Origin of the sequence: Streptomyces melanosporofaciens (assembly GCF_900105695.1) — a bacterium.
Lineage (GTDB): Bacteria > Actinomycetota > Actinomycetes > Streptomycetales > Streptomycetaceae > Streptomyces > Streptomyces antimycoticus.
Genome location: NZ_FNST01000002.1, coordinates 2,473,313 through 2,497,389, shown reverse-complemented (window position 1 = coordinate 2,497,389; position 24,077 = coordinate 2,473,313). Strand labels below are relative to the sequence as shown.

Sequence of the window (24,077 nt, the reverse complement as noted above, 5' to 3'; positions counted from 1 at the left end):
TTCCCGATTCACCAGAAGTCTGGATATGTGATTCGGAATCTGGCTTTTTGTGTCACGCCCCCGTCTCGTGGGGCGGGCGAACGCGGGGTGCAGCCCTCCCGGCCCGTTAGGCTCGTGCTGCTACCGCAGACCCATACGAAGGAGAACCTCGTGCCGTCCATCGACGTCGTCGTAGCTCGCGAGATCCTCGACTCGCGAGGCAACCCCACGGTCGAGGTCGAGGTTGGCCTCGACGACGGCAGCACCGGCCGTGCCGCCGTTCCGTCCGGCGCCTCCACCGGCGCCTTCGAGGCCCTCGAGCTCCGTGACGGCGACAAGAACCGCTACAACGGCAAGGGCGTGGAGAAGGCCGTCCTCGCCGTCATCGAGCAGATCGGCCCCGAGCTGGTCGGCTACGACGCCACCGAGCAGCGCCTGATCGACCAGGCGATGTTCGACCTGGACGCCACCCCGGACAAGTCCTCGCTCGGTGCCAACGCCATCCTCGGCGTCTCCCTCGCGGTCGCGCACGCCGCCTCCGAGGCGTCCGACCTCCCGCTCTTCCGTTACCTCGGCGGGCCGAACGCCCATCTGCTGCCGGTGCCGATGATGAACATCCTCAACGGCGGATCGCACGCCGACTCCAATGTGGACATCCAGGAGTTCATGATCGCGCCGATCGGCGCGGAGTCCTTCTCCGAGGCCGTGCGCTGGGGCGCCGAGGTCTATCACACCCTGAAGTCCGTGCTGAAGGAGCGCGGCCTGTCCACCGGCCTCGGCGACGAGGGCGGCTTCGCGCCGAACCTCGGCTCCAACCGTGAGGCCCTCGACCTGATCCTCGAGGCGATCAAGAAGGCCGGCTACCAGCCGGGCCAGGACATCGCGCTCGCGCTGGACGTCGCCGCCTCCGAGTTCTACAAGGACGGGTCGTACGAGTTCGAGGGCAAGTCCCGCACCGCCGCCGAGATGACCTCGTACTACGCCGAGCTGGTCGCCGCGTACCCGCTGGTCTCCATCGAGGACCCGCTGAACGAGGAGGACTGGGACGGCTGGAAGACCATCACCGAGCAGCTCGGCGACAAGGTCCAGCTGGTCGGCGACGACCTCTTCGTCACCAACCCCGAGCGGCTCTCCCGCGGTATCGACAGCGACACCGCGAACGCCCTGCTGGTCAAGGTCAACCAGATCGGCTCGCTGACCGAGACCCTGGACGCCGTCGAGCTGGCCCAGCGCAGCGGCTACAAGTGCATGATGTCGCACCGCTCCGGTGAGACCGAGGACGTCACCATCGCCGACCTGGCCGTCGCCACCAACTGCGGCCAGATCAAGACCGGCGCCCCGGCCCGCTCCGAGCGGGTGGCCAAGTACAACCAGCTGCTGCGCATCGAGGAGATCCTCGACGACGCCGCGGTGTACGCGGGTCGCTCGGCCTTCCCGCGCTTCAAGGGCTGACCTGCGTACGTCCTCACGTAGCAGACACGTCTGACACCCGTCCCCGGCCGCGGTCCCGTACCGTGACCGGGGACGGCGTTACGCGTCACTCAAGCGAACTCATCTCCGGGGAGGCGACGTGCCGGCGGATCGCGAGCGGTTCTCCACCGCGACCAGGCTCAAGGCGCTCGGCGAGCATGCCGCCGCCCGGGTCTACCGGGTGCGGACCAAGCGCCGCCGGGGCCGGCTGACCGGCCGCGCGGCCCTGCTCGCGCTGGTCGTCTGCTCGCTCGTGGTGGCGCTCGCCTACCCGATGCGGCAGTACATCTCCCAGCGCTCCGACATCGCCGAGCAGCGGAGCGAGGCCCAGCGGGCCCGCGAGGACGTGAAGAAGCTGCGGGAGCGGAAGGCCCGGCTGCGCGACCCCGCCTACACCGAGCAGCAGGCCCGGGAGCGGTTGCACTTCCTGATGCCGGGGGAGACCGGCTACAGCGTGGTGGACGGCAGCGGCTCCACCGAGCGCTCCACCGACCAGGGCGCGGCCGGCCGCCCCTGGTACTCCAACCTCTGGGACGCCGTGGACACGGCGGACGCGGCGGGGGCGGGCAGCGCGCGCCGCTGAGGCGCCGCGCTGTGGCCGCCGGTCGCACCCGGTGACGAATCGAAACGAAGAAGAACTTTCCCACTCATGGATACGCCCCCGCCCCAGACGGAGCCCACCGCGCCCACCGACGCGGACATTCACGCCGTACGAGAGCAGCTCAGCCGGGTGCCCCGGGGCCTGCGTGCGATCGCGCACCGCTGCCCCTGCGGCAATCCGGACGTCGTGGAGACCGCGCCGCGGCTCGAGGACGGTTCGCCCTTTCCCACCCTCTATTACCTGACCTGTCCGCGTGCCGCGTCCGCGATCGGCACGCTGGAGGCCGAGGGCGTGATGAAGGAGATGACGGCCCGGCTGGCCACCGACTCCGAGCTCGCCGCCGCCTACCGCGCCGCGCACGAGGACTACATCGCGCGCCGCGACGCCATCGAGGTGCTCCAGGGCTTCCCCAGCGCGGGCGGGATGCCGGACCGGGTGAAGTGCCTGCACGTGCTGGTCGCCCATGCCCTCGCGGCCGGTCCCGGGGTCAATCCGCTCGGGGACGAGGCGCTCGCGATGCTGCCGGAGTGGTGGCGCAAGGGCCCGTGCGTGAGCCCCTGCGGGGCCGAGGGCACGGGCCGGGAGGAGAGCGCATGACCCGCGTCGCCGCCGTGGACTGCGGCACCAATTCGATCCGGCTGCTGGTGGCGGACGCCGATCCGGCCACCGGGGAGCTGAGCGAGCTCGACCGCCGTATGAAGATCGTCCGGCTGGGCCAGGGCGTGGATCGTACGGGACGGCTCGCCCCCGAGGCACTGGAGCGCACCTTCGCCGCCTGCCGCGAGTATGCGGAGGTCATCCGGGAGCTGGGCGCCGAGCGCATCCGCTTCGTGGCCACCTCCGCCTCCCGGGACGCCGAGAACCGCGAGGAGTTCGTGCGCGGGGTCGTGGAGACCCTGGGCGTGGAACCCGAGGTGATCACCGGGGACCAGGAGGCGGAGTTCTCCTTCACCGGGGCCACCAAGGAGCTCATGGGTCATGATCATGTGGCCGGGCCGTATCTGGTGGTCGACATCGGCGGCGGTTCGACGGAGTTCGTCGAGGGCGGCGAGGGGGTGCGGGCGGCCCGCAGTGTGGACATCGGCTGCGTCCGGCTGACCGAGCGCCATCTGGTGGTCGACGGCCAGATCACCGACCCCCCGACGGAGGATCAGCTCGCCGCCATAAAGGGCGATGTGGACGCGGCCCTGGACCTCGCCGAGCGGACCGTGCCGCTCACCCGTGCCTGCCGTCCCGCGGACGGCCACGCGCTGGTCGGGCTGGCCGGTTCGGTCACCACCGTGGCCGGGATCGCGCTGGGTCTGCAGGAGTACGACTCCTCCGCGATCCACCACTCGCGGATCACCGTCGACCAGGTCCGCGAGATCACCGCGAAGCTGCTCGGCTCCACCCACGCCGAGCGGGCGGAGATTCCGGTGATGCATCCGGGGCGGGTCGATGTGATCGGCGCGGGGGCGGTCATCCTGCTTTCGATCATGGAGAGGACCGGCGCCCAGGAGGTCGTGGTGAGCGAACATGACATCCTCGACGGCATCGCCTGGAGCATCGCCTGAGCGGGCGGAATAACGTATGAGCGGCCACGGAACGCCCTTCGGGGGCCTTCCGTGAACCGCCTCCGAGAAAGTTCGTGAAACTCTTCACATGAAAAAGGCGCCTGGTGGCCGACCGATGCGGCCCTCCGGGGCGGTTTCGGTGGCCGGGCCCCGTCACTGACCGGATCGTGAGGTGTCAGGGGGGTGTCGCAGGCCCCGGTGCGGACCGTCTGGTCTACTCCCGAGTTCAACCACAAGCCCTGCTCAGAGGGGTCGGGAACGTGCCGATCCGCCTCATGGTTCCCCCCTGCGGATATGGCATCCGTCACGGGAGCGGCGGAGTGTAGCAGATACCGTCACCATGCTTGTGAAGGGGCTCACGAGGTCCCCCTCGGGAGGTGCTGGATACTCGAAACATGAGCACCACGGAGCGTCCCAGGATCCTCGTTGTAGGCGGTGGGTACGTAGGCCTGTACGCGGCACGCCGCATCCTCAAGAAGATGCGGTACGGCGAGGCGACCGTCACGGTCGTCGACCCCCGCTCGTACATGACGTACCAGCCCTTCCTCCCCGAAGCTGCGGCCGGCAGCATCTCCCCGCGCCACGTCGTGGTTCCGCTGCGGCGCGTGCTCCCCAAGGCGGAGGTCCTCACCGGCCGAGTGTCGACCATCGACCAGGACCGTAAGGTCGCCGTCATCCAGCCGCTCGTCGGCGAGACGTACGAGCTGCCCTTCGACTACCTGGTCGTCGCCCTCGGCGCGGTCTCCCGCACCTTCCCGATCCCCGGTCTCGCGGAGAACGGCATCGGTATGAAGGGCATAGAGGAGGCCATCGGCCTGCGCAACCACGTCCTCGAGCAGCTCGACAAGGCCGACTCCACCACGGACGAGGAGATCCGCCGCAAGGCGCTCACCTTCGTCTTCGTCGGCGGTGGCTTCGCCGGCGCGGAGACCATCGGCGAGATCGAGGACATGGCCCGTGACGCGGCCAAGTACTACCCGAACGTGAAGCGTGAGGACATGCGCTTCGTCCTCGTCGACGCCGCCGACAAGATCCTCCCCGAGGTCGGCCCGAAGCTGGGCCAGTGGGGTCTGGAGCACCTGCAGAAGCGCGGTGTCGAGGTCTACCTCAAGACCTCGATGGACTCCTGCATCGACGGCCATGTCGTCCTCAAGAACGGCCTCGAGGTCGACTCCAACACCATCGTGTGGACCGCCGGCGTCAAGCCCAACCCGGCGCTGGCCCGCTTCGGCCTGCCGCTCGGCCCGCGCGGCCATGTGGACACCGCCCCGACCCTCCAGGTCCAGGGCACCGACTACATCTGGGCCGCCGGCGACAACGCCCAGGTCCCGGACCTCGCCGTCGGCGAGGGCGCCTGGTGCCCGCCGAACGCCCAGCACGCGCTGCGCCAGGCCAAGGTCCTGGGTGACAACGTGATCTCCGGTATGCGGGGCTTCCCGCAGCAGGACTACAAGCACGCCAACAAGGGCGCCGTCGCGGGCCTGGGCCTCCACAAGGGCGTCGCGATGATCGTCTTCGGCAAGATGAAGATCAAGCTGAAGGGCCGTCTCGCCTGGTACATGCACCGTGGCTACCACGGCATGGCCATGCCGACCTTCAACCGCAAGATCCGGGTGATCGCCGACTGGACGCTGGGGATGTTCCTCAAGCGCGAGGTCGTCTCACTCGGCGCCATCGAGAACCCCCGCGAGGAGTTCTACGAGGCCGCCTCCCCGGTCAGCGCCGCCGCCGCGGCCAAGCCGTCGGCACCGGCCGAGAAGGCCAAGGCGTCCTGACCTCCGGGCCGGACCCGCACATCTGACGCCGAGGGCGTCCGCCATCCGTGGGGCGGACGCCCTTTCGTCTGCCCGCCGATGGCCCGCCTTTTGAAGCTGTTTTGCCAATTCCAGACGTGTCGGCGGGACTGAACGGCGGGTTCCATGGTGTTTACGTGGTGAGTGAATCTTCTTGACTCGCCATCACGGAGGTGTGACATGTCCGACGCCGCTGGGCGGATCGCCACCCTGGCCACGGAGGTGCTGGGAGACCCCCTCCCGATCCGCATCCGCGCCTGGGACCACAGCGAGGCCGGCCCGCCCGGCGCCCCCACCCTGGTCATCCGGCGCCGCCGCGCGCTGCGCCGGCTGCTGTGGCGGCCGGGCGAGCTGGGCCTGGCCCGCGCCTGGGTCGCCGGAGACCTGGATGTCGAGGGCGATCTGTACGACGCCCTGGAGCGCCTGGCCGGGCTGCTGTGGGAGCGCGGCCCCGCCACCGCGCCGCGATCCCGGCTCAGCACCGGCATCCAGGCGCTGCGCGACCCGGCGCTGCGCACCGCCGCCCGGAAGCTGATCGCGCTCGCCGGGCCCGGGCTGCCGCCGTCCCCGCCCCGCGAGGAGGCGCGGACCAGCTTCGGCCCGCTGCACTCCCTGCGCCGCGACAAGAAGGCCATCAGCCACCACTACGACGTCGGCAACGACTTCTACGAGCTGGTGCTCGGCCCCTCGATGGTCTACTCCTGCGCCTACTGGGACAGCCCGGATGCGGCGCTCGAGGACGCCCAGCGCGCCAAGCTGGACCTCGTCTGCCGCAAGCTGGCCCTGCAGCCGGGCCAGCGGCTGCTGGACGTGGGGTGCGGCTGGGGCTCGATGGTGCTGCACGCGGCCCGCGAGTACGGGGTGCGCGCCGTCGGCGTCACGCTCTCCGAGGAGCAGGCGGCGTACGCCCGTAAGCGCATCGCGGACGCCGGGCTCACCGACCAGGTGGAGATCCGGGTCCAGGACTACCGCGAGGTTCCGGACGGGCCCTACGACGCCATCTCCTCCATCGGCATGGCCGAGCATGTGGGCTCCGTGCGCTACGCCGAGTACACCGCCATCCTGCACCGGCTGCTGCGGCCCGGCGGGCGGGTGCTGAACCACCAGATCGCCCGGCGCCCCCAGCCGGACGAAGAGGCGTACCACGTGGACGAGTTCATCGACCGCTACGTCTTCCCCGACGGTGAGCTCGCCCCGGTCGGCCGGACCGTCACCCAGCTTGAGGAGGCGGGCTTCGAGGTACGCGATGTGGAGGCCATCCGTGAGCATTACGCGCTCACGCTGCGCAGCTGGGTCGCCAACCTGGAGCGGTCCTGGACCCAGGCCATGCGGCTGACCTCCCCGGGCCGGGCCCGGGTCTGGCGGCTCTACATGGCGGCCTCCGCCCTCTCCTTCGAACGCAACAAGATCGGGGTCAACCAGATCCTCGCCGTCCGCACCCCCGAGAACGGGACCTCGGGGCTGCCGCTGCGCGCCCGCGACTGGCGCGGCTGAAACGCGGACGTCCCCGCCCGCCCCGGTCAGGGGGCGGGCGGGGACGTCCGGTAGCGGTTGGCCGATCGGCTCGCCGCTATTCGGCCTTGATGGCCATCAGCATGTTGAGCTTGGAGGCCCGCCGGGCCGGCCACAGCGCGGCGATCACGCCGACCAGCGCGGCCATCAGCAGGAACAGGCTCATCCGGGCCCACGGCAGCACCAGCTCGTAGGTCGGCAGCTCGGAGGCGATCAGCTCACCGGCCGCCCAGCCGAAGAAGACGCCGAGGCCGATGCCGAGCACCCCGCCGAAGAGCGAGATGACCAGGGACTCCAGCCGCACCATCCGCTTGATACCGGGCCGGTCCAGGCCGATCGCCCGCAGCATGCCGATCTCCTTGGACCGCTCGAAGACCGACATCGCCAGGGTGTTGATGACCCCGAGCACCGCGACGATCACGGCCATGCCGAGCAGCCCGTAGAGCATGTTCAGCATCAGGGTGAAGGCCTTGGCGATCTCGTCCGAGAGGTCCTGCTTGTTCTGGATCTTGATCGCGGGGTTGTCGCCGAGCGTCTTCTTCAGCAGGTCCTGGGTGTCCTGCGTGGCGCCGCCCTTGGTCTTCAGCATCACCTGGAAGTCGGCGACGGTCGTCATATGCGGGGTGACCGTGGCGCTGTCGAGCATGACGCCGTTGACCATCTGGTTGCCCTCGTACACACCGCCCACGGTCAGCCGGCCCTTGCTGCCGTCCTCGTAGGTCACGGGGAAGGCGGAGCCGACCTTCCAGTGGTTCGCGTCGGCGATCTTGTCGTCGACGAGGACCTTGGTGCCTCCGAGCGCGCCGAAGGAGCCCTCGGTGAAGTCGACGTTCACCAGTTCCTTGATGGCCTTGGGGTCGACGCCCATCAGGGTCTCGGTGTCACCGGCGACCCGGGCCGGGGAGGAGCGCAGCGGGCTGATCGCGGTGACCTCGTCCACCTTGGCCAGGCTCTTGGACACCTCCGGCGACAGCGGCCGTACGCCGTCCCCGCCCATGCTCACCACGTAGTCGGACTTCAGCCCGTCCGCGGCCATGTTGTTGATGCCCTTCTGCATGCTCCCCGCGATCACCGTCATACCGGTGATCAGGGTGAGGCCGACCATCAGGGCGGAGGCGGTGGCGGCGGTACGCCGCGGGTTGCGCACCGCGTTCTGCCGGGCCAGCTTGCCGGGCATCCCGAAGATCCGCAGGATCGGGGAGGCGGCCGCGATCATCGGCCGGGACAGCAGCGGGGTGAGGATGAAGACGCCGATCACCAGGACGGCCGCGCCGAACGCCATCGGGCCCTGGCCGTCGCTGCCGCCCATGCCCGCACCGGACACCACCAGGGCGACACCGGCCGCGGCGAAGAGCGAGCCGATGGTGTTGCGGACCACCAGACCACGGGTGGTCGGCGCGGCGTGCACGCTGTTCATCGCGGCGACCGGCGGGATCTTGGCGGCGCGGCGGCCGGGCAGCCAGGCGGAGAGCACGGTCACCACGACGCCCACGAGCACCGAGACCAGCACGGTGGTCGGCGCGACGATCAGCGGACCGTCCGGGACGCTGGCCCCGGTGGAGTTGAGGACCGAGCGCAGCAGGGCGCCGATGCCGACACCGGCCGCGAGGCCCACCACGGCGGCGACGGCGCCCACGAAGGTGGCCTCCATCAGCACCGACCGGGTCACCTGACGGCGGGTCGCACCCACCGCGCGCATCAGGGCGAGCTCCCTGGTGCGCTGGGCGACCAGCATGGAGAAGGTGTTGACGATGATGAAGATGCCGACGAAGAGCGCGATCCCGGCGAACACCAGCATCGCGGTCTGCATGCTGCTCATGCCGTCTTCGATCGCCTTGGCCTGGTCCTTGGCGAGCTTCTTGCCGGTGGTGGCCTTGGCCTGCTCGGGCAGGACCTTGTCGAGCGCGGACTTCAGCGTCGCCTGCGAGGTGCCCGCGGCGGCCTTCACGTCGATCTCGTCGAACTGCCCGGGCTTGGCGAACAGCTTCTGGGCGGTGACCGTGTCGTAGAGCGCGAGGGTGCCGCCGGCCGCGACATTGCCGTCGTCGGTGGTGAAGACGCCGACGACCTTCTCGGTGCGCACCGGGCCGTCGACGGAGACCCGGATGGAGTCCCCGGCCTTGTACTTGCCGCGCTCGGCGGTCTTGGAGTCGAGCGCGATCTCACCCGCGGCCTTGGGGGCGCGGCCCTCGGTCATCGTGTACCGGGGGTCCTTGCCGTCGGCTCCCGGGTAGTAGTTGCCGCCGCGGTTGGAGAAGCCGCCGCCGAGCAGGTCGCCCTTCTTGTCGGCGAGGGCGGAGTAACCGTTCACGACGCCGTAGGCGGAGGCGGCTCCGGGCACCTTGGCCGCCTTGTCGAGCACCTGCTGGCTCAGCCGGGGGGCCTCACCGGGGATGGCGGAGTCGTCGTCCTTCTTGTCCGGGCTGATGGCGACGTCGACGCCCTGGAAGCCCTTCTGGGAGCTCTTCTGGTAGGCGTCGGAGATGGTGTTGGTGAAGACCAGGGTGCCGGCGACGAAGGCCACGCCGAGCATCACGGCGAGCACGGTCATCAGCAACCGGGCCTTGTGCGCAAGCACATTGCGCAGGGCTGTACGGAGCATGAGTGTCAGTCCTGAGGGGTGGGGAGGGGAGTGCGAGGCGGCGAACCGAAAAGGCGGATGTGGGTGCGCCTCGCGTCAGCTCGTACGGCCCTTGGCGTCGAACCGCTTCATACGGTCCAGGACCGAGTCGGCGGTGGGGTTGCGCAGGTCGTCCACGATCCGGCCGTCGGCGAGGAAGACGACGCGGTCGGCGTAGGACGCGGCGACCGGGTCGTGGGTCACCATCACGATCGTCTGGCCCATCTCCCGCACCGAGTTGCGGAGGAAGCCCAGGACCTCGGCGCCGGAGCGGGAGTCCAGGTTTCCGGTCGGCTCGTCGGCGAAGATGATCTCCGGCTGGCCGGCCAGGGCGCGGGCCACCGCCACGCGCTGCTGCTGACCGCCCGACAGCTGGTTGGGCCGGTGCTTGAGCCGCCCGGCCAGGCCGACCGTGGCCACGACCCGGTCCAGCCACGCGGAGTCGGCCTTGCGACCGGCGATGTCCATCGGGAGGGTGATGTTCTCCAGCGCGTTCAGCGTGGGCAGCAGGTTGAACGCCTGGAAGATGAAGCCGATCTTGTCGCGGCGCAGCTGGGTGAGCTTCTTGTCCTTGAGCGTGGTCAGTTCGACGTCGCCGATCCGGGCCGAGCCGCTGGAGATCGTGTCGAGACCCGCCATGCAGTGCATCAGCGTCGACTTGCCGGAGCCCGAGGGGCCCATGATCGCGGTGAACTCCGCCTGGCGGAACTCGACCGAGACCGAGTCCAGGGCGATGACCTGAGTCTCGCCCTCGCCGTAGACCTTGGAGAGATCGGTGGCCCGGGCGGCCGCCGCTGAGGTGCGGTGGGCGGTTTCGACGCCGAAGGGGGTGGTGGTCACGGTGGATGACTCCTGTCGTGCTCTGCGGGAGTGGGCGGGACGTCACTCCATGGTTCCGGTTGTGAAGGGGGACGGGATCAGCCCGTGCTCCGGTTCTGCGGGGGTCTCGCGATGTAGGTGGTGGTGGCGGAGTCCTCCTTGAGGAGGAGAAGACACCCCGGGCGGGGCGTCGAGATTGCGTCAATCCGCAGTTAATGGGGGTTCAGGGCATATCGGCAGGTCCAATGGCCGTCGGCATCTTCGGGTACCCCGCCCCGCTGCTGATGCACCCTCAGTTGCCAATAAAATAAGACAACCTCGGTCCGAGGATTCACTGTGCGGGGGCATGTCCCCGGATAGGCTCGTGCTGCTCTCTTCCAGGGGAGGGCCGTATGCGCTCCGTACGGCCCAGGGGGAACCGCCGCCCGGATGGTGGAATGCAGACACGGCGAGCTTAAACCTCGCTGCCCCTCGCGGGCGTACCGGTTCAAGTCCGGTTCCGGGCACCTTCAGATCCGGTGGGCGCACTCAGCGTGTGTGGATGGTCGCCCAATGTGCGTGCGCGGGGCCCGCAGGGGCCTCGCGCGGTCTCTCCCTGCGTGAAAAGATCCTCCTTGGGCACTAGGGTGCTTTCTTTGCTTACCTATTACTCTTGAGTCAAGGTCGCGCCCGGCGGCCATGGAGGAGTGAGATGAGGAGCAGCAACCCGGTCTTCTCGCGACGGGGGTTCAGCCGCAGCGGCGGCTACGCCGGTTTCGGCGCGGCGCCGCAGGCCGGGAGCCCCGTCGCCGGTCAGGGCAATCCGTACGCGCAGACACAGGCGCCCACGAACCCCTATGCGGCGGGCGACCAGCAGAATCTGACCCCCGAGCAGCTGCAGCAGATGTACGGCGCGCCGCCGGCGGGCCCGCTGCAGACCGGCCGGATGACGATGGACGACGTCGTCATGCGCACCGGTATGACGCTCGGCACCGTCATCGTCGCCGCCGCGGCCGCGTGGATCGCGCAGCTTCCGGTGGGCGTGGGCATCGGCGCCGCGCTCGTGGCGATGGTGCTCGGCCTCGTCCAGTCGTTCAAGCGCACGGCCTCGCCTGCGCTGATCATGGGTTACGCCCTCTTCGAGGGCCTCTTTCTCGGCGTCATCAGCCAGGTGTACAACGAGCGCTGGTCCGGCATCCCGATGCAGGCCGTGCTCGGCACGATGGCCGTGTTCGTCGGTGTGCTCGTCGCGTACAAGACCCGTCTCATCCGGGTGAACGCGCGATTCCAGCGCTTTGTGCTCGCCGCCGCCATCGGCTTCGTGTTGCTGATGGCGGTCAACCTGCTGTTCGCCGCCTTCGGCGGTGGGGACGGCCTCGGCTTCCGCAGCGGTGGCCTCGGCATCGTCTTCGGCCTCGTCGGTGTCGTGCTCGGCGCGGCGTTCCTGGCGATGGACTTCAAGCAGATCGAGGACGGCGTCCGGTACGGCGCTCCGCGCGAGGAGTCCTGGCTGGCGGCCTTCGGGCTGACGCTCTCGCTGGTGTGGATCTACCTGGAGCTGCTCCGGCTGATCTCGATCTTCAGGGACTAGCGCCCGGTGGTGCGGGCCTTGTCCGCACCACCCGCTCGAACCCGCACCACCTGAAAGGGCCCGCGGAGGCGATGACCTCCGCGGGCCCTTCTTCCTGTGCGGCTTAAGCCGCCCGGTTCGGTGGGTCTGTCATACACGCTTCTGCCTCCGGGCAGCGGCTACAGCAGCTTGCGCGCCGCACGCCTCAAGTCGTGTTCATGGATGATGGCCTTCGCGTGGCCGTAAGCGAGCTGGTGCTCGCCGCGCAACCAGCTGACCTTCTCCTCGAAGCGGAAGAAAGCGGGGCCATCGTCGACCGTGCGCAGCCAGTCGGCAACTTCACGGCCCGTGCACTGGGGGATGCGGGAGAGTAGGTTCCGGTGAGTCTCGTCGGAGAAGATTTGGGACATCGGCGCCTCCGGACGCTTCCATGCCGGCCCCCGGGTCCATGGCCCGGGTTTCCTTCAGCTCACCGTGCCTGAGTGTTCGCCCGTTGGCAACAGTCCCTCAGTGGCGCATACGCTCGGAGCGTGGATGATACGACCCCCCTCCTGACCGCTGTCGACCGGCTCGCCGACCGGCTGCGGGCCCTTCCGCAGTCCCGGCTGCGCGCGGGCGCGGCGGCCGAAGGGCTGGCGCTGGCCAGGGAATTGTCGGTGCGCGCACAGCGTCTGGAGGAGCCGGGAACCCCGCCGCGGATCATGCCGGACGCGGGGCTGTTCGTGGTCGCCGACCAGGTCGCGGTGGCCGGACATGACTTGGTGCATGCGCTGGAGCGTGCGCCGGGCGGCTCCGGGGGCGGCCTGGTGGCGCAGGGGGTCACCGAGGCGGTGGCACTCGTGGTGGAGACGGCCGGGCGCTGCGGGGTCTGAGGGCGCCGGGCGCCGAGGCTTACCGCGGGTTCGTATCGGGGCTCACAGCGAGGCGATGACGCGGTCGGCCAGGACGTACACATTGTCCTCGCCGCAGCCGAATGTGAGCGCATACGCACCGGAGACGCCCGAGCCGCCGAGCAGCACCGGGGTGGTGCCCTCGCGCAGCGCGTCCGCCAGCCGCTCGGCCGTCTCCCGGTGGCCCGGGGTCATGCAGATCGTGGTGCCGTCGGCGAAGACATAGACATCGAGGGTGCCCAGCGGCCCGGGGCGCACATCGGACAGCGGGGTGCGGGCATCGGCCAGCTCGGTGATCCGGGTCACCGTACGGTCGTGGTCGGCCACGGGAGACGACGGGGAGAAGTCGGGGTGGGAGGGATGGCGCCGGCGGGCCGCCGCGAGCTCGGCCGACTCCCGGGGCTCGGCCGCCGGCTCCGGCTCGACGCCCAGTTCCAGCTCCACCTCGGCCTCGACCTCGGGCTCCTGGTCCCCGGCGGAGTCCAGCGCCTCGGGACCCAGCGCGTCCAGGCCGAGCAGCGGTTCGAGCCCGGCCAGATCGGCCTGGCGGGGCACGAAGAGCTGCGCGTCCTGGACGGAGTCCTCGCCGTACCCGCCCGGCCCGCCCAGCAGCGAGTGGGCGTCGGCCGTTCCGGCGGAGTCCCTGGCCTCCTGGGCGGCCCAGAAGGCCCGCGCCTCGGCCAGCTCCCGCTCCCGCTCCTCGGCGAGCGCCTCGGCCACGGCCGCGCGTATCTCGGCGGCCGGGGTGGCGCGGGGTGCGGGCACCGTCACGCCGTTCTCCTCGCCGCCGCTGGCCGCCTGGGCGCCGGCGGCGACGGTGGCCGCGAGCTCGGCGCGCAGCTCACAGATCTGCCGGCGCATACCGCGCGCGGTGTGCAGGGCGGCCGCCCCTACGGCCGTGGCGGTCACCGCGGCCAGGAGGAGGGCAAGAGTCGTGGGGCTCACTGACGTACTCCCGGTTGGCTGTTGATCCCCCGAATTCCTACCTCAGCTTGAGGCTTATCGCCTCTCGACGTCAGTGCATACCATCACCAAATGGACAGAATTCGGTACCGGAAGGGCCTTTGGTCACCGGTGCTGAGCTGGGCAGACGGCTCTCCCCCAGGACCTTTGTCACATCCTGGGGGAGATTCGGTCACGGCTCGATCGAAACCAGTGTCTCAGACGCGGGACGGCTCGGCCCCTCGGTCCGGCCCGGATCGGTCCAGCGGCTCGGCCGGCCGGCTCAGCTCAGGCGCTCGATGACCATCGCCATGCCCTGGCCGCCGCCGACGCACATGGTCTCCAGGCCGAACTGCTTGTCGTGGAACTGCAGCGAATTGATCAGCGTGCCGGTGATCCGGGCGCCGGTCATGCCGAAGGGGTGGCCCACGGCGATCGCGCCGCCGTTGACGTTGAGCCGGTCCAAATCGATGCCCAGGTCGCGGTAGGACGGGATGACCTGCGCGGCGAACGCCTCGTTGATCTCCACCAGGTCGATGTCGCCGATCGACATCCCGGCGCGGGCCAGCGCCTGCTTGGACGCCTCGACCGGTCCGTACCCCATGATCTCGGGGGAGAGGCCGGAGACGCCGGTCGACACGATCCGGGCCAGCGGGGTCACGCCCAGCTCCCGCGCCTTGGTGTCGGACATGATCACCAGCGCCGCGGCGCCGTCGTTGAGCGGGCAGCAGTTGCCCGCGGTGATCCGGCCGTCGGGGCGGAAGACCGGCTTCAGGCCCTGCACCGCCTCCAGGGTGGTGCCCGCGCGGGGGCCGTCGTCCTGGCTGACGACCGTGCCGTCCGGGGTGGTCACCGGGGTGATCTCCCGCTCCCAGAAGCCCTTCTTGATGGCTTCCTCGGCGAGGTTCTGGGACCGGACGCCGAACTCGTCCATGTCCTCGCGGGTGACGCCCTTGAGCCGGGCCAGGTTCTCGGCGGTCTGGCCCATGGCGATGTACACATCGGGGAGCAGACCGTCCTCGCGCGGGTCGTGCCAGCCCTCGCCGCCCTGCTCGGCGCGCGTGGCCGTACGGGCCTCGGCGTCCGCGAACAGCGGGTTGTGGGTGTCCGGCAGGCCGTCCGAGGTGCCCTTCTTGGCCCGCGAGACCATCTCGACGCCCGCCGAGATGAAGACGTCACCCTCGCCCGCCTTGATGGCGTGCATCGCCATCCGCGAGGTCTGGAGGGAGGAGGAGCAGTAGCGGGTGATCGTGCAGCCGGGGAGGTGGTCCATCCCCATCTGCACGGCCACGACCCGCCCCAGGTTGTGCCCCTGCTCGCCGCCGGGCGCCCCGCAGCCGAGCATCAGGTCGTCGATGTCGCGCGGATCGAGCTCGGGGACCTTGGCGAGCGCGGCCTGGATGATCTCGGCGGTGAGGTCGTCCGGGCGCAGATCTTTGAGCGATCCCTTGAAGGCGCGGCCGATGGGAGAACGGGCTGCAGAGACGATCACTGCTTCGGGCATCACGGCTCCATGGGGGCGGGGGTGCGGGTTGGGACTCTGAGGGAAGTTACCTGCACGTATCGGCAGGGTCACGGGGTGCGGGCTGTGACGCGGAACTCTTTTTTCCAAGCGTACGCTCAGTGCCCCCGGGTTCGCCCCGCTTGCGGCGCCCTTCCCTCGCGCCCTACGGGCCGCCGATACGTGGCCGGGCGCCGCCGCTGGCCCAGCGGCCCCCGCGGTCCCGAACGCGGGTCGGGCGCCCGCCGCCGACCAGTACTTGATCTGATGCAACTAATCCATCAAGCAATTTCCAGAGGGGCACCCCAACCCCCGGGCCACAGAAGCCGCCACCACCCCGGCGGCAGGCCTGGCCGGCCACGGCCTGCTGTCCGGCGTCGGCCTCGGCCCCGGCGGCGGGAGCCGCCACCGGCCTTCGCCCCCTGCGACCCGGGGCCGGCGGCGAGGGCTCGGCTGGGCACCTCCGCCGACCCCGGGTCACGGAAGCCGCCACCGCCCCGGCGGCAGGCTTGGCCGGCCACGGCCTGCTGTCCGGCGTCGGCCTCGGCCCCGGCGGCGGGAGCCGCCACCGGCCTTCGCCCCTTCCGGCCCGGTGGTCGGCGGAGAGGGCCCGGCTGGGCACCTCCGTCGCCGCTGCTCAATTGCGCCGGAGGCGCGAGACGAGACCCGCGCCCGGCCGGGCAGATCCAGCCAGTCCTGGAGGGGCATGGTGGCCCGGGGCGGGACCACCGCCGTGGCGGAGTGGCAGCCGAAGTCCGGCGACTGCGTAGCGGCCCGGCCCCCGGGCCCCCGGGCCCCCGGGTCTCCGGGCCTCCGGGCCTCCCGGCCTCCCGGCCTCCCGGCCTCCCGGCCTCCGGGCCTCCGGGCCTCCGGGTCCGGGCCTCCGGGCCTCCGGGTCCGGGCCTCCGGGCCTCCGGGTCCGGGCCTCGGGGCCTCCGGGCCCCGGCCCCCGGCCTCCGGCCCTCGGCCCGGCCCCGCAGGTCCCGGTGGGCTGGGCGCGTAGGCCCGGGTTGGCCTGGGGGCCGCGGCCCCAGTCGGGGCCCGGTCCCGGCCGGGGTCAGCAGCTCGATGGGGGCGGGGAGCTCGGGGACGAGGCGTCCGTGGAGCCGGACACGGCCGCCGGCTCCTTCGTCGCGGGCCGATGACGCCGCAGCAACCGAGCCCACGGGCCCCGGGCCGCCGTGACCTCGGTGCCGCCCTCCGCGGCCGCCTCGGCCGCCGCCGTGGCGACCGGCAGGATGCCCTCGTCGAGCGTCTCCGGCGCCTCCTCGGGCCACAGGCCCAGCGAGTCGCACAGAGTCGGCAGAACGGCCATCGAGGCCGTCGCGTACCCCTCCGCCGAGGGGTGGAAGTTGTCCGGGCCGAACAGCTCGCGCGGATTGGCCGCGAACTCGGGGCCCAGCAGATCGCCCAGCGAGACCGTACGCCCGCCCTGCTCCACCACCCCGATCGTCTGCGCGGCGGCCAGCTGTCGGCTCAGCCGCCGCGCGACCCAGCGCAGCGGCTGATAGACGGGCTCGATCGTGCCGAGGTCGGGACAGGTGCCCACCACCACCTCGCAGCCGCTCTCGCGCAGCCTGCGCACCGCGTCCGACAGCAGCCGCACCGACTTGGCGGGCGGCATCCGGCGGGTCACGTCATTGGCGCCGATCATGATCACGCACACATCGGGGAGCAGCTCCGCGTCCTCCAGCACCAGCGTGACCTGGCGCTCCAGATCGCTGGACTGCGCCCCCGGCAGTGCCACGTTCCGCAGGTCCACCGGGCGCTCGGCGACCGCCGCGAGCCCCGAGGCGAGCAGCGCGCCCGGCGTCTGACTAGGGCGGTGGACGCCCTGTCCGGCGGCCGTGGAGTCGCCGAGAAAGGCCAGCCGCAGTGGGGGCTGGCCAGTTCTGCGGGCGAAGGCGAAGCCATATCGACCGTCGGCGCGCGGCGGGGGATCGTCCGATCCGCCCACGACCCGCTTCGCATGGGACACCTCAGTGAGCAACAACACGGCGGTCACCCCGCCCAGCAGCCCGATCCCGCCGCCCCCGTACGCCGCCGCGGCCGCGATCCGCCGCGCCACCCTCGCCCTCGACATCGACATGGGTCCAGCCCACCTCCGTCCGCACGCGCACGCGCTTCTTTCTCCTTTGTACGCCTCGCTAACAACTTGTTGCCCCGCACAGCCTTCCTCCCAACGCACGGGTCGCGGGGCGGTGGCGCGCAATAAGCTGGCAGCACGGCGCCGCGTAAGCGGCCGCCCCGACGCGGAGATCCCGCGGAACCGGACCAGGAGCAGGTGTGCAGTACTACGAATCGATGATTGAGCTGGTCGGCAACACCCCGCTGGTGAAGCTCAACACCGTGACCGAGGGCATCCGGGCAACCGTCCTGGCCAAGGTCGAATACTTCAATCCCGGCGGCTCGGTGAAGGACCGGATCGCGGTCCGGATGATCGAGGCAGCCGAGCGCTCCGGTGAGCTCGAGCCGGGCGGCACCATCGTCGAGCCGACGTCCGGCAACACGGGCGTGGGCCTGGCGATGGTCGCCCAGCGCAAGGGCTACAAGTGCATCTTCGTCTGCCCGGACAAGGTGTCCACGGACAAGATCAACGTGCTGCGGGCCTACGGCGCCGAGGTGGTGGTCTGCCCCACCGCCGTGGACCCCGATCACCCCGACTCGTACTACAACGTCTCCGACCGGCTGGTTCGCGAGACGCCGGGTGCCTGGAAGCCCGACCAGTACAGCAACCCGAACAACCCGCTCTCCCACTACGAGTCCACCGGCCCCGAGCTGTGGGAGCAGACGGAGGGGAAGATCACCCACTTCGTCGCGGGTGTCGGCACCGGCGGCACGATCTCCGGCACCGGCCGCTATCTGAAGGAGGCCAGCGAGGGCCGGGTCCAGGTGATCGGCGCCGACCCCGAGGGCTCGGTCTACTCCGGCGGCTCCGGCCGCCCGTATCTGATCGAGGGCGTCGGTGAGGACTTCTGGCCGACCGCCTACGACCAGACCGTCGCGGACGAGATCGTCGCGGTCTCCGACAAGGACGCCTTCCAGATGACGCGGCGGCTGGCCAAGGAGGAGGGGCTGCTGGTCGGCGGCTCCTGCGGAATGGCGGTCGTGGGCGCGCTGAAGGTCGCCGAGCGGCTCGGCCCGGACGATGTGGTGGTCGTGCTGCTGCCCGACAGCGGCCGCGGCTATCTGTCCAAGATCTTCAACGATGAGTGGATGGCCGACTACGGCTTCCTGGAGGAGGACGGCCCCTCGGTGCGCGTCGGCGACGTCCTCCAGGGCAAGCAGGGCGGACTGCCCTCGCTGGTCCATATGCACCCGGACGAGACGGTGGGCGAGGCCATCGACGTGCTGCGGGAGTACGGCGTCTCGCAGATGCCGATCGTGAAGCCGGGCGCCGGGCACCCGGATGTGATGGCCGCCGAGGTCATCGGTTCGGTGGTGGAGCGCGAACTGCTGGACGCCCTGTTCGCCCGCCGCGCGGAGCTGACCGATCCGCTGGAGAAGCACATGAGCCCGCCGCTGCCGCATGTCGGCTCCGGCGAGCCGGTCGAGGACCTGATGGCGGTGCTGGGCACGGCGGACGCGGCGATCGTGCTGGTGGAGGGGAAGCCGAAGGGCGTGGTGAGCCGGCAGGACCTGCTGGCGTACCTGGCCAGCGGCGTCAAGTAGGGGCTCGTCAGCGGGCCCATCAGGGGGCCCATCAGCGGGCCCATCAGCGGGCTCAAGCGGGGGTCGAACGGGGCCCAACTGCCCTTCGGGGGAGCCCGCCAGGGCTTCGGGGAAGTGGTACGCACGTGTCACGCGCCCGCAGCACAGGGTTAACACAGCTCCGGCAGATTAGTCGGTGTCGGAAGGACGACACCGACACCCAGGATGAGGCGACAGGACCTCCGGAGCGGCTCCCGGACCTCCATGGTCGCCTGGACGCGGAAGTCCGGCCCTGACCCGGCCCGCGTCCCCCGCGGGGACCGCCGTCGTCCCGCCCTCGGTGCCCAGCACCGGGGTGCGGCGGTCCCCGCGCAGTCTTTTTGGGGCTGGGTGCGCGAAAATTCCGGGATATCGATGCGGTGGCTGCGCCACATGTACGACGAGGCACGGCTCATCGCTGAGGAGCGCGGCTTCAACCCACCCGATTTCGACGGCTTCTGGAAGGGGGAAACCTACGGGTCCCGGTGCGGGAGGCCGAGCCGGCGCTGTTCGCGGACTTCCGTGCCGACCCGGACGCCGCCCCGCTCAACACGCCGTCCGGCCGTATCGAGCTGTTCAGCGAGACGATCCGGTCCTTCGGCTACGACGACTGCCCTCCGCACCCCTCCTGGATCGAGCCGGCCGAGTGGCTCGGCGGAGCACTCGCCGAGGGCCACGGCCGCGCGTCCGGCGGCGTGGATGCGGCGGCCCCGGCCGGCTACTCGCCATCACGGTCGGCGGACGGCCCACGGCCCTGCCGCAGCCAGGAGAAGCCCCCCGCCGCGTGGACCGCGTTGACCCCGAAGATCCCGGCCCAGGTGATCAGCAGGCCGGGCAGGCCCTCGTTCACCACGCCGATCGCCGACAGCGGGATCGCCAGCACCAGGGAGATCCCGACGAAGGCGAAGCGCTCGCCGACGCCCATTCCATGGGCCTGGTCCGGATGCGTGCCGGTGGCGTACGGGCGGGTGCCGCGGGCCGCGGCCATCTGCTGTTCGGCGAGCTGGCGGCGGACATGCCGGTCCGCCGTATCGTTGAAGCGCTGCTCGACTTTGTCCATGAAGGAGTCGACCAGTTCCGACTCGTACTCCGCACCCAGCTCCTTACGGGTCTGCAGGGCCGCGTCGAGTTCTTTTCTCAGATCCGGGTCACGGGCGTCCATGCTTAATGACGGTACGGTCGCGGGGACGCTTTGTCGGTAGGGCTAGCCCCCGAAAGACGCGCGGGCGCGAAGAGGTACCCCCCTGGTACCCCCGGCCCGCTGTGGAAGGAGTCAGTTCCGTGACCGCACCTCTCCTCACGTCCCTCGCCGCGCCCGGCGGCGACCGCCCCGACGCGCTGAGCGTCGGCGGCCGCTCCCTCTCGCGCGAGGAACTGCTCGGTGCCGCGGGCGCGGTGGCGGCCCGTATCGCCGGTGCGCCGGTCGTCGCGGTCCGGGCGACCGCGACTCCGGAGACGGTGGTCGCGGTGGTCGGCGCGCTGCTGGCCGGGGTGCCGGTGGTGCCCGTACCGCCGGACTCCGGCCCGGCCGAACGCGACCACATACTCCGGGACTCCGGCGCCACCCTGCTGCTCACCGGGGAGGCCGTAGAGGCCCCGATCGAGACCGTCCCGGTGGACCCGGCCGAGCGGGCCGCGTGGACGAAGCCGGAGCCGGACGCGGAGTCCACGGCGTTCATCCTCTACACCTCGGGGACCACGGGGGCGCCCAAGGGCGCGCTGATCTCCCGGCGTGCGGTGGCCGCCGACCTGGACGGGCTCGCCGCGGCCTGGGCCTGGACCGCGGAGGACACCCTGGTCCACGGGCTGCCGCTGTTCCATGTGCACGGCCTGGTGCTGGGCGTCCTGGGCGCGCTCCGCACGGGCAGCCGCCTCGTCCACACCGGCAAGCCGACCCCGGCGGCGTACGCGGCCGCGGGCGGCAGCCTCTACTTCGGGGTGCCCACGGTCTGGAACCGGATCGTCCAGGACCCGGACTCCGCCCGCGCCCTGGCCTCCGCCCGACTGCTGGTCTCCGGCAGCGCCCCGCTGCCCGCCCCGGTCTTCCGCGACCTCGAGCGGCTCACCGGCCAGCGCCCCATCGAGCGCTACGGCATGACCGAGAGCCTCATCACGATCAGTACCCGGGCCGACGGCGAGCGCCGCCCCGGCTATGTCGGCACCCCGCTGGCGGGCATCCGCACCCGGATCGCCGCCGAGGAGGGCGCCGAGATCGGCGAACTCCAGCTCACCGGCCCCACCCTCTTCGACGGCTATCTGAACCGCCCCGAGGCCACGGCCGGTTCGTACACCGAGGACGGCTGGTTCCGCACGGGCGACATCGCCGCCGTCGACCCGGACGGCTTCCACCGCATCGTGGGCCGCGCCTCCACCGACATGATCAAGTCCGGCGGCTACCGCATCGGCGCGGGCGAGGTCGAGAACGCCCTCCTCGACCACCCCGCCGTCCGCGAGGCCGCCGTCGTCGGCGCCCCGCACGAGGACCTGGGCCAGGAGATCGTCGCCTACGTCGTCGCCGACGGCATCGGCGAACGGGAGCTGATCGACTTCGTCGCCACCCAGCTCTCCGTCCACAAGCGCCCCCGCAAGGTCCGCTTCCTGGAGGCCCTGCCCCGCAACGCCATGGGCAAGCCCCAGAAGAAACTCCTGCCCCCGGCCTGATCCCGAGCCCCGGCTCCCGGGGGCCTTGCCGTCACCCGGGTGGCCTTCCCGTCACCCGGGCTCGGTGGCGTACGGGCGGTCGGGGGACGGTTCCGGGGCGAGGATCATGTGGTCGGGGACGTGGGCGGTGTCGCGGTGGGCCAGGAGCCAGTAGAGGGCGGCGGGGATGGCGAGGCCGACGAGCCAGGAGATGTCCGCGCCGCCCAGCGGGGCGACGAGGGGGCCGGTGTAGAAGTGCGTCGACAGGAAGGGGAGTTGGGCCAGGACGCCCACGGCGTAGGTGGACAGGGCCTTCCAGCGCCAGGCGCCGTAGCGGCCGCCCGGGTCGCTGAGGGCGGGGATGTCGTAGCGCTCCTTGGCGATGGCGTAGTAGTCGACGAGGTTGATCGCGCTCCACGGGGTGAAGAAGGTCAGCAGGAACAGCAGGAAGTCCTTGAAGGACGACAGGAAGCTGTCCTTGCCGAGCAGCGCGACCGCCGTGCCCGCGACCATGATTCCGGCGATGTAGGCGGCCCGGCCGCGCGGGGAGAGGGTGGCGTTGCCGCGGAAGCCGCTGATGCTGGTCACCATCGACATGAAGCCGCCGTAGGTGTTCAGGACGTTGATCGTCAGCTTGCCGAGGGCGATGACGAAGTAGAGCAGTGAGGTGATCACGGCCGCGCCGCCGCCGAGACCGACGATGTAGGAGACCTCGTTGCCGACGAAGGCGTGGCCGGCCGCGGCGGCCGCGAGGGCGCCGAAGGTCATGGACCACTGCGAGCCGAGGACGGTGCCGGCCAGGGTCCAGGAGAAGGTGGCCTTGGGGGAGGTGGTGCGCGGCAGGTAGCGGGAGTAGTCGGCGACGTACGGGCCGAAGGCGAGCTGCCAGGAGGCGGACAGCGACACCGCGAGGAGGAAGAGCGGGAAGTCGAAGGTCCGGTCGTGGAGCAGGGTGGCCAGGTCGGTGCGGTCCAGCAGCCGGATGCCCAGGTAGACGAAGGCCAGGGCGCAGACCACGCCCGCGATCCGGCCCAGGGTGTGGATCAGGCGGTAGCCCACGGCGGCCGCCACGCCGGTGATGAGGGCGAAGAGGATGATCCCGGTGGTGTCGCCGAGATGGGTGAGTTCGCCGACCGCCTGGCCCGCCAGCACGCTGCCGCTGGCGAAGAAGCCCACGTACATGACGATGACCAGCAGCAGCGGGACGATCGCGCCCCGGACCCCGAACTGGGCCCGGGAGGAGATCATCTGAGGGAGGCCGAGCCGGGGGCCCTGGGCCGAGTGGAGCGCCATGACGGCTCCACCGAGCAGGTTGCCGAGCAGCAGGGCGATGATCGACCAGAAGGCGCCCGCGCCGAAGACGACGGCCAGCGCGCCGGTGACGACGGCGGTGATCTGGAGGTTCGCGCCGAGCCACAGGGTGAACTGGCTGAAGGCGGTGCCATGGCGCTCCGCGTCCGGGACGACGTCGATCGAGCGCTTCTCGACGAGCGAGTCGAGGGCGTCGCGGGAGTCGTGGGATGCGCGGGAGGCGGGGGCGTCGAGAGAGTCGGGCATAAGGGTGCTCCTGCCGCTATTTCTTGGTGAGGCCGTTCTTGGCGGCCCAGTCGGCGGCGACCCGGTCCGGGTCCTTCTTGTCGTTGCTCACCAGCTTGTTGAGCCGGGCCAGTTCCTGAGTGGTGAGGGCGCCGCCCAGGCGGGCCAGGGCCTTGCGGACCTTGGTGTCGGCCTTGGCGGAGCGCACGACGGGCACGATGTGCTGGGCGGGGATGAGGGCCTTGGGGTCGGCGAGGATCACCCAGTCGTTGGCCTCGATGTCGGGGTCGGTGGAGAAGAGGTTGGCGACGTCGACATCGCCCTTCTTCAACGCGCCCTTGACCAGGGGTCCGGAGGCGTCGAGGGCCTTGAACTCCTTGAAGGTCACGCCGTAGCGGTCCTTGAGGCCCACCAGGCCGACCACGCGCTTCTTGTCCTCGGCCGGGCCGCCGAAGACCAGCTTGCCGTTCTGCTTGGCGAGGTCGGCGAAGCTGCGCAGACCGTGCTTCTGCGCGGCCTCATGGGTGACGCAGAAGACGTCCTTGTCCTCGGCGGCCGCGTACGACAGGGCCTCCAGACCGCTGGGGAGGGCGACGGTGAGGGCGTTCTGGAGGTCGCCGGCCTCGGTCTGGGGGGCCTTGTCGTCGAAGTGGAGCAGCAGATTGCCCTGGTACTCGGGGAGCAGATCGATATCGCCCTGCTGGAGGGCGGGGATGACGATCTCGCGGGAGCCGAGGTTGGGCCGCACGCTCGTCTTGATGCCCGCGCCCTTCAGCGCCTCGGCGTAGAGATAGCCCAGTAGCTGATTCTCGGTGAAGTTGGCGGTGCCGATGACCAGGCCGCCCAGGCTGCTGCCGCCGCCCGAGCCACCGCTGCCGCCGTCGCCCTTGAGCGAGGTGACGCCGCCGCTACAGGCGGCCAGCGCGGGTACGGAGGCGCCGGCGAGCAGGCCGCCGAGCAGTTTCCTGCGGTTCATGGGGTG

General features: G+C 70.9%; 19 protein-coding genes and 1 tRNA gene. 11 read left to right on the top strand and 9 right to left on the bottom strand.

The window, feature by feature from the left end; translation table 11 throughout:
* The first annotated feature begins 150 nt into the window (after nucleotides 1-150).
* From eno to BLV72_RS13160, 6 genes are all read left to right on the top strand, one after another.
* Nucleotides 151-1,431, top strand: a complete 1,281-nt coding sequence (gene eno / locus BLV72_RS13185) for a phosphopyruvate hydratase (RefSeq protein ID WP_093462405.1) — start codon at nucleotides 151-153, stop codon at nucleotides 1,429-1,431.
* Between the two features lie 118 nt (nucleotides 1,432-1,549).
* Nucleotides 1,550-2,032, top strand: a complete 483-nt coding sequence (locus tag BLV72_RS13180) for an FtsB family cell division protein (protein ID WP_014061265.1) — start codon at nucleotides 1,550-1,552, stop codon at nucleotides 2,030-2,032.
* A gap of 66 nt (nucleotides 2,033-2,098) precedes the next feature.
* Nucleotides 2,099-2,647 (top strand): DUF501 domain-containing protein, encoded by a 549-nt coding sequence (locus tag BLV72_RS13175; protein WP_093462403.1) that lies wholly within the window; start codon nucleotides 2,099-2,101, stop codon nucleotides 2,645-2,647.
* On the top strand, nucleotides 2,644-3,603 hold the full coding sequence (locus BLV72_RS13170; protein ID WP_093462402.1) for a Ppx/GppA phosphatase family protein: 960 nt from the start codon (nucleotides 2,644-2,646) through the stop codon (nucleotides 3,601-3,603). Before BLV72_RS13175 ends, BLV72_RS13170 begins: the two co-directional genes overlap by 4 nt.
* A gap of 395 nt (nucleotides 3,604-3,998) precedes the next feature.
* Nucleotides 3,999-5,378, top strand: coding sequence for an NAD(P)/FAD-dependent oxidoreductase (locus BLV72_RS13165; protein ID WP_093462400.1), 1,380 nt, complete (start codon nucleotides 3,999-4,001; stop codon nucleotides 5,376-5,378).
* 198 nt (nucleotides 5,379-5,576) lie between these two features.
* Nucleotides 5,577-6,890 carry an SAM-dependent methyltransferase gene (locus BLV72_RS13160; RefSeq protein WP_093462399.1) on the top strand — a complete coding sequence of 438 codons (1,314 nt, stop codon included), beginning with the start codon at nucleotides 5,577-5,579 and terminating at the stop codon, nucleotides 6,888-6,890.
* Between the two features lie 76 nt (nucleotides 6,891-6,966).
* Here the strand turns inward: BLV72_RS13160 and BLV72_RS13155 are convergent, their stop codons facing one another.
* Together BLV72_RS13155 and BLV72_RS13150 are read right to left on the bottom strand one after the other, a co-directional pair.
* Nucleotides 6,967-9,510, bottom strand: a complete 2,544-nt coding sequence (locus tag BLV72_RS13155) for an ABC transporter permease (RefSeq protein WP_093462397.1) — start codon at nucleotides 9,508-9,510, stop codon at nucleotides 6,967-6,969.
* Nucleotides 9,511-9,585: 75 nt separating this feature from the next.
* The gene (locus tag BLV72_RS13150) at nucleotides 9,586-10,368 is read right to left on the bottom strand and encodes an ABC transporter ATP-binding protein (protein ID WP_093462396.1); all 783 of its coding nucleotides are present in this window, start codon (nucleotides 10,366-10,368) and stop codon (nucleotides 9,586-9,588) included.
* Nucleotides 10,369-10,770: 402 nt separating this feature from the next.
* Between BLV72_RS13150 and BLV72_RS13145 the strand changes: the two genes are divergently transcribed.
* Together BLV72_RS13145 and BLV72_RS13140 are read left to right on the top strand one after the other, a co-directional pair.
* Nucleotides 10,771-10,853, top strand: a tRNA-Leu gene (locus BLV72_RS13145).
* A gap of 185 nt (nucleotides 10,854-11,038) precedes the next feature.
* Nucleotides 11,039-11,917 carry a Bax inhibitor-1/YccA family protein gene (locus BLV72_RS13140; protein ID WP_093462394.1) on the top strand — a complete coding sequence of 293 codons (879 nt, stop codon included), beginning with the start codon at nucleotides 11,039-11,041 and terminating at the stop codon, nucleotides 11,915-11,917.
* Between the two features lie 158 nt (nucleotides 11,918-12,075).
* On the opposite strand, the gene BLV72_RS13135 is transcribed toward BLV72_RS13140, so the two are convergent.
* Nucleotides 12,076-12,306 (bottom strand): DUF4287 domain-containing protein, encoded by a 231-nt coding sequence (locus BLV72_RS13135; protein ID WP_014061257.1) that lies wholly within the window; start codon nucleotides 12,304-12,306, stop codon nucleotides 12,076-12,078.
* Between the two features lie 120 nt (nucleotides 12,307-12,426).
* On the opposite strand from BLV72_RS13135, the gene BLV72_RS13130 reads away from it, so the two are divergent.
* Nucleotides 12,427-12,768 carry a hypothetical protein gene (locus tag BLV72_RS13130; RefSeq protein WP_093462393.1) on the top strand — a complete coding sequence of 114 codons (342 nt, stop codon included), beginning with the start codon at nucleotides 12,427-12,429 and terminating at the stop codon, nucleotides 12,766-12,768.
* 42 nt (nucleotides 12,769-12,810) lie between these two features.
* On the opposite strand, the gene BLV72_RS13125 is transcribed toward BLV72_RS13130, so the two are convergent.
* The 3 genes from BLV72_RS13125 to BLV72_RS13115 form a co-directional block, all read right to left on the bottom strand.
* Complete coding sequence (locus tag BLV72_RS13125) at nucleotides 12,811-13,731, bottom strand: hypothetical protein (protein ID WP_093462391.1); 921 nt, start codon at nucleotides 13,729-13,731, stop codon at nucleotides 12,811-12,813.
* A 280-nt stretch (nucleotides 13,732-14,011) separates the two neighbouring features.
* Nucleotides 14,012-15,232 (bottom strand): acetyl-CoA C-acetyltransferase, encoded by a 1,221-nt coding sequence (locus tag BLV72_RS13120; protein ID WP_093462389.1) that lies wholly within the window; start codon nucleotides 15,230-15,232, stop codon nucleotides 14,012-14,014.
* Between the two features lie 1,054 nt (nucleotides 15,233-16,286).
* Entirely contained in the window at nucleotides 16,287-17,318 is a 1,032-nt protein-coding gene (locus BLV72_RS13115; protein ID WP_208905624.1) for an SGNH/GDSL hydrolase family protein, read from the bottom strand.
* A 197-nt stretch (nucleotides 17,319-17,515) separates the two neighbouring features.
* On the opposite strand from BLV72_RS13115, the gene BLV72_RS13110 reads away from it, so the two are divergent.
* The gene (locus BLV72_RS13110) at nucleotides 17,516-18,901 is read left to right on the top strand and encodes a cystathionine beta-synthase (protein ID WP_093462387.1); all 1,386 of its coding nucleotides are present in this window, start codon (nucleotides 17,516-17,518) and stop codon (nucleotides 18,899-18,901) included.
* Between the two features lie 736 nt (nucleotides 18,902-19,637).
* Here BLV72_RS13110 and BLV72_RS13105 read toward each other — a convergent pair.
* Nucleotides 19,638-20,081, bottom strand: coding sequence for a hypothetical protein (locus tag BLV72_RS13105; RefSeq protein WP_093462385.1), 444 nt, complete (start codon nucleotides 20,079-20,081; stop codon nucleotides 19,638-19,640).
* Nucleotides 20,082-20,200: 119 nt separating this feature from the next.
* On the opposite strand from BLV72_RS13105, the gene BLV72_RS13100 reads away from it, so the two are divergent.
* The gene (locus BLV72_RS13100) at nucleotides 20,201-21,580 is read left to right on the top strand and encodes an acyl-CoA synthetase (RefSeq protein WP_093462383.1); all 1,380 of its coding nucleotides are present in this window, start codon (nucleotides 20,201-20,203) and stop codon (nucleotides 21,578-21,580) included.
* A 51-nt stretch (nucleotides 21,581-21,631) separates the two neighbouring features.
* On the opposite strand, the gene BLV72_RS13095 is transcribed toward BLV72_RS13100, so the two are convergent.
* Nucleotides 21,632-23,116: a purine-cytosine permease family protein gene (locus BLV72_RS13095; RefSeq protein ID WP_093462381.1), complete on the bottom strand. Its 1,485-nt coding sequence runs from the start codon at nucleotides 23,114-23,116 to the stop codon at nucleotides 21,632-21,634.
* Nucleotides 23,117-23,132: 16 nt separating this feature from the next.
* Complete coding sequence (locus BLV72_RS13090) at nucleotides 23,133-24,071, bottom strand: ABC transporter substrate-binding protein (protein ID WP_093462379.1); 939 nt, start codon at nucleotides 24,069-24,071, stop codon at nucleotides 23,133-23,135.
* Nucleotides 24,072-24,077: the final 6 nt, after the last annotated feature.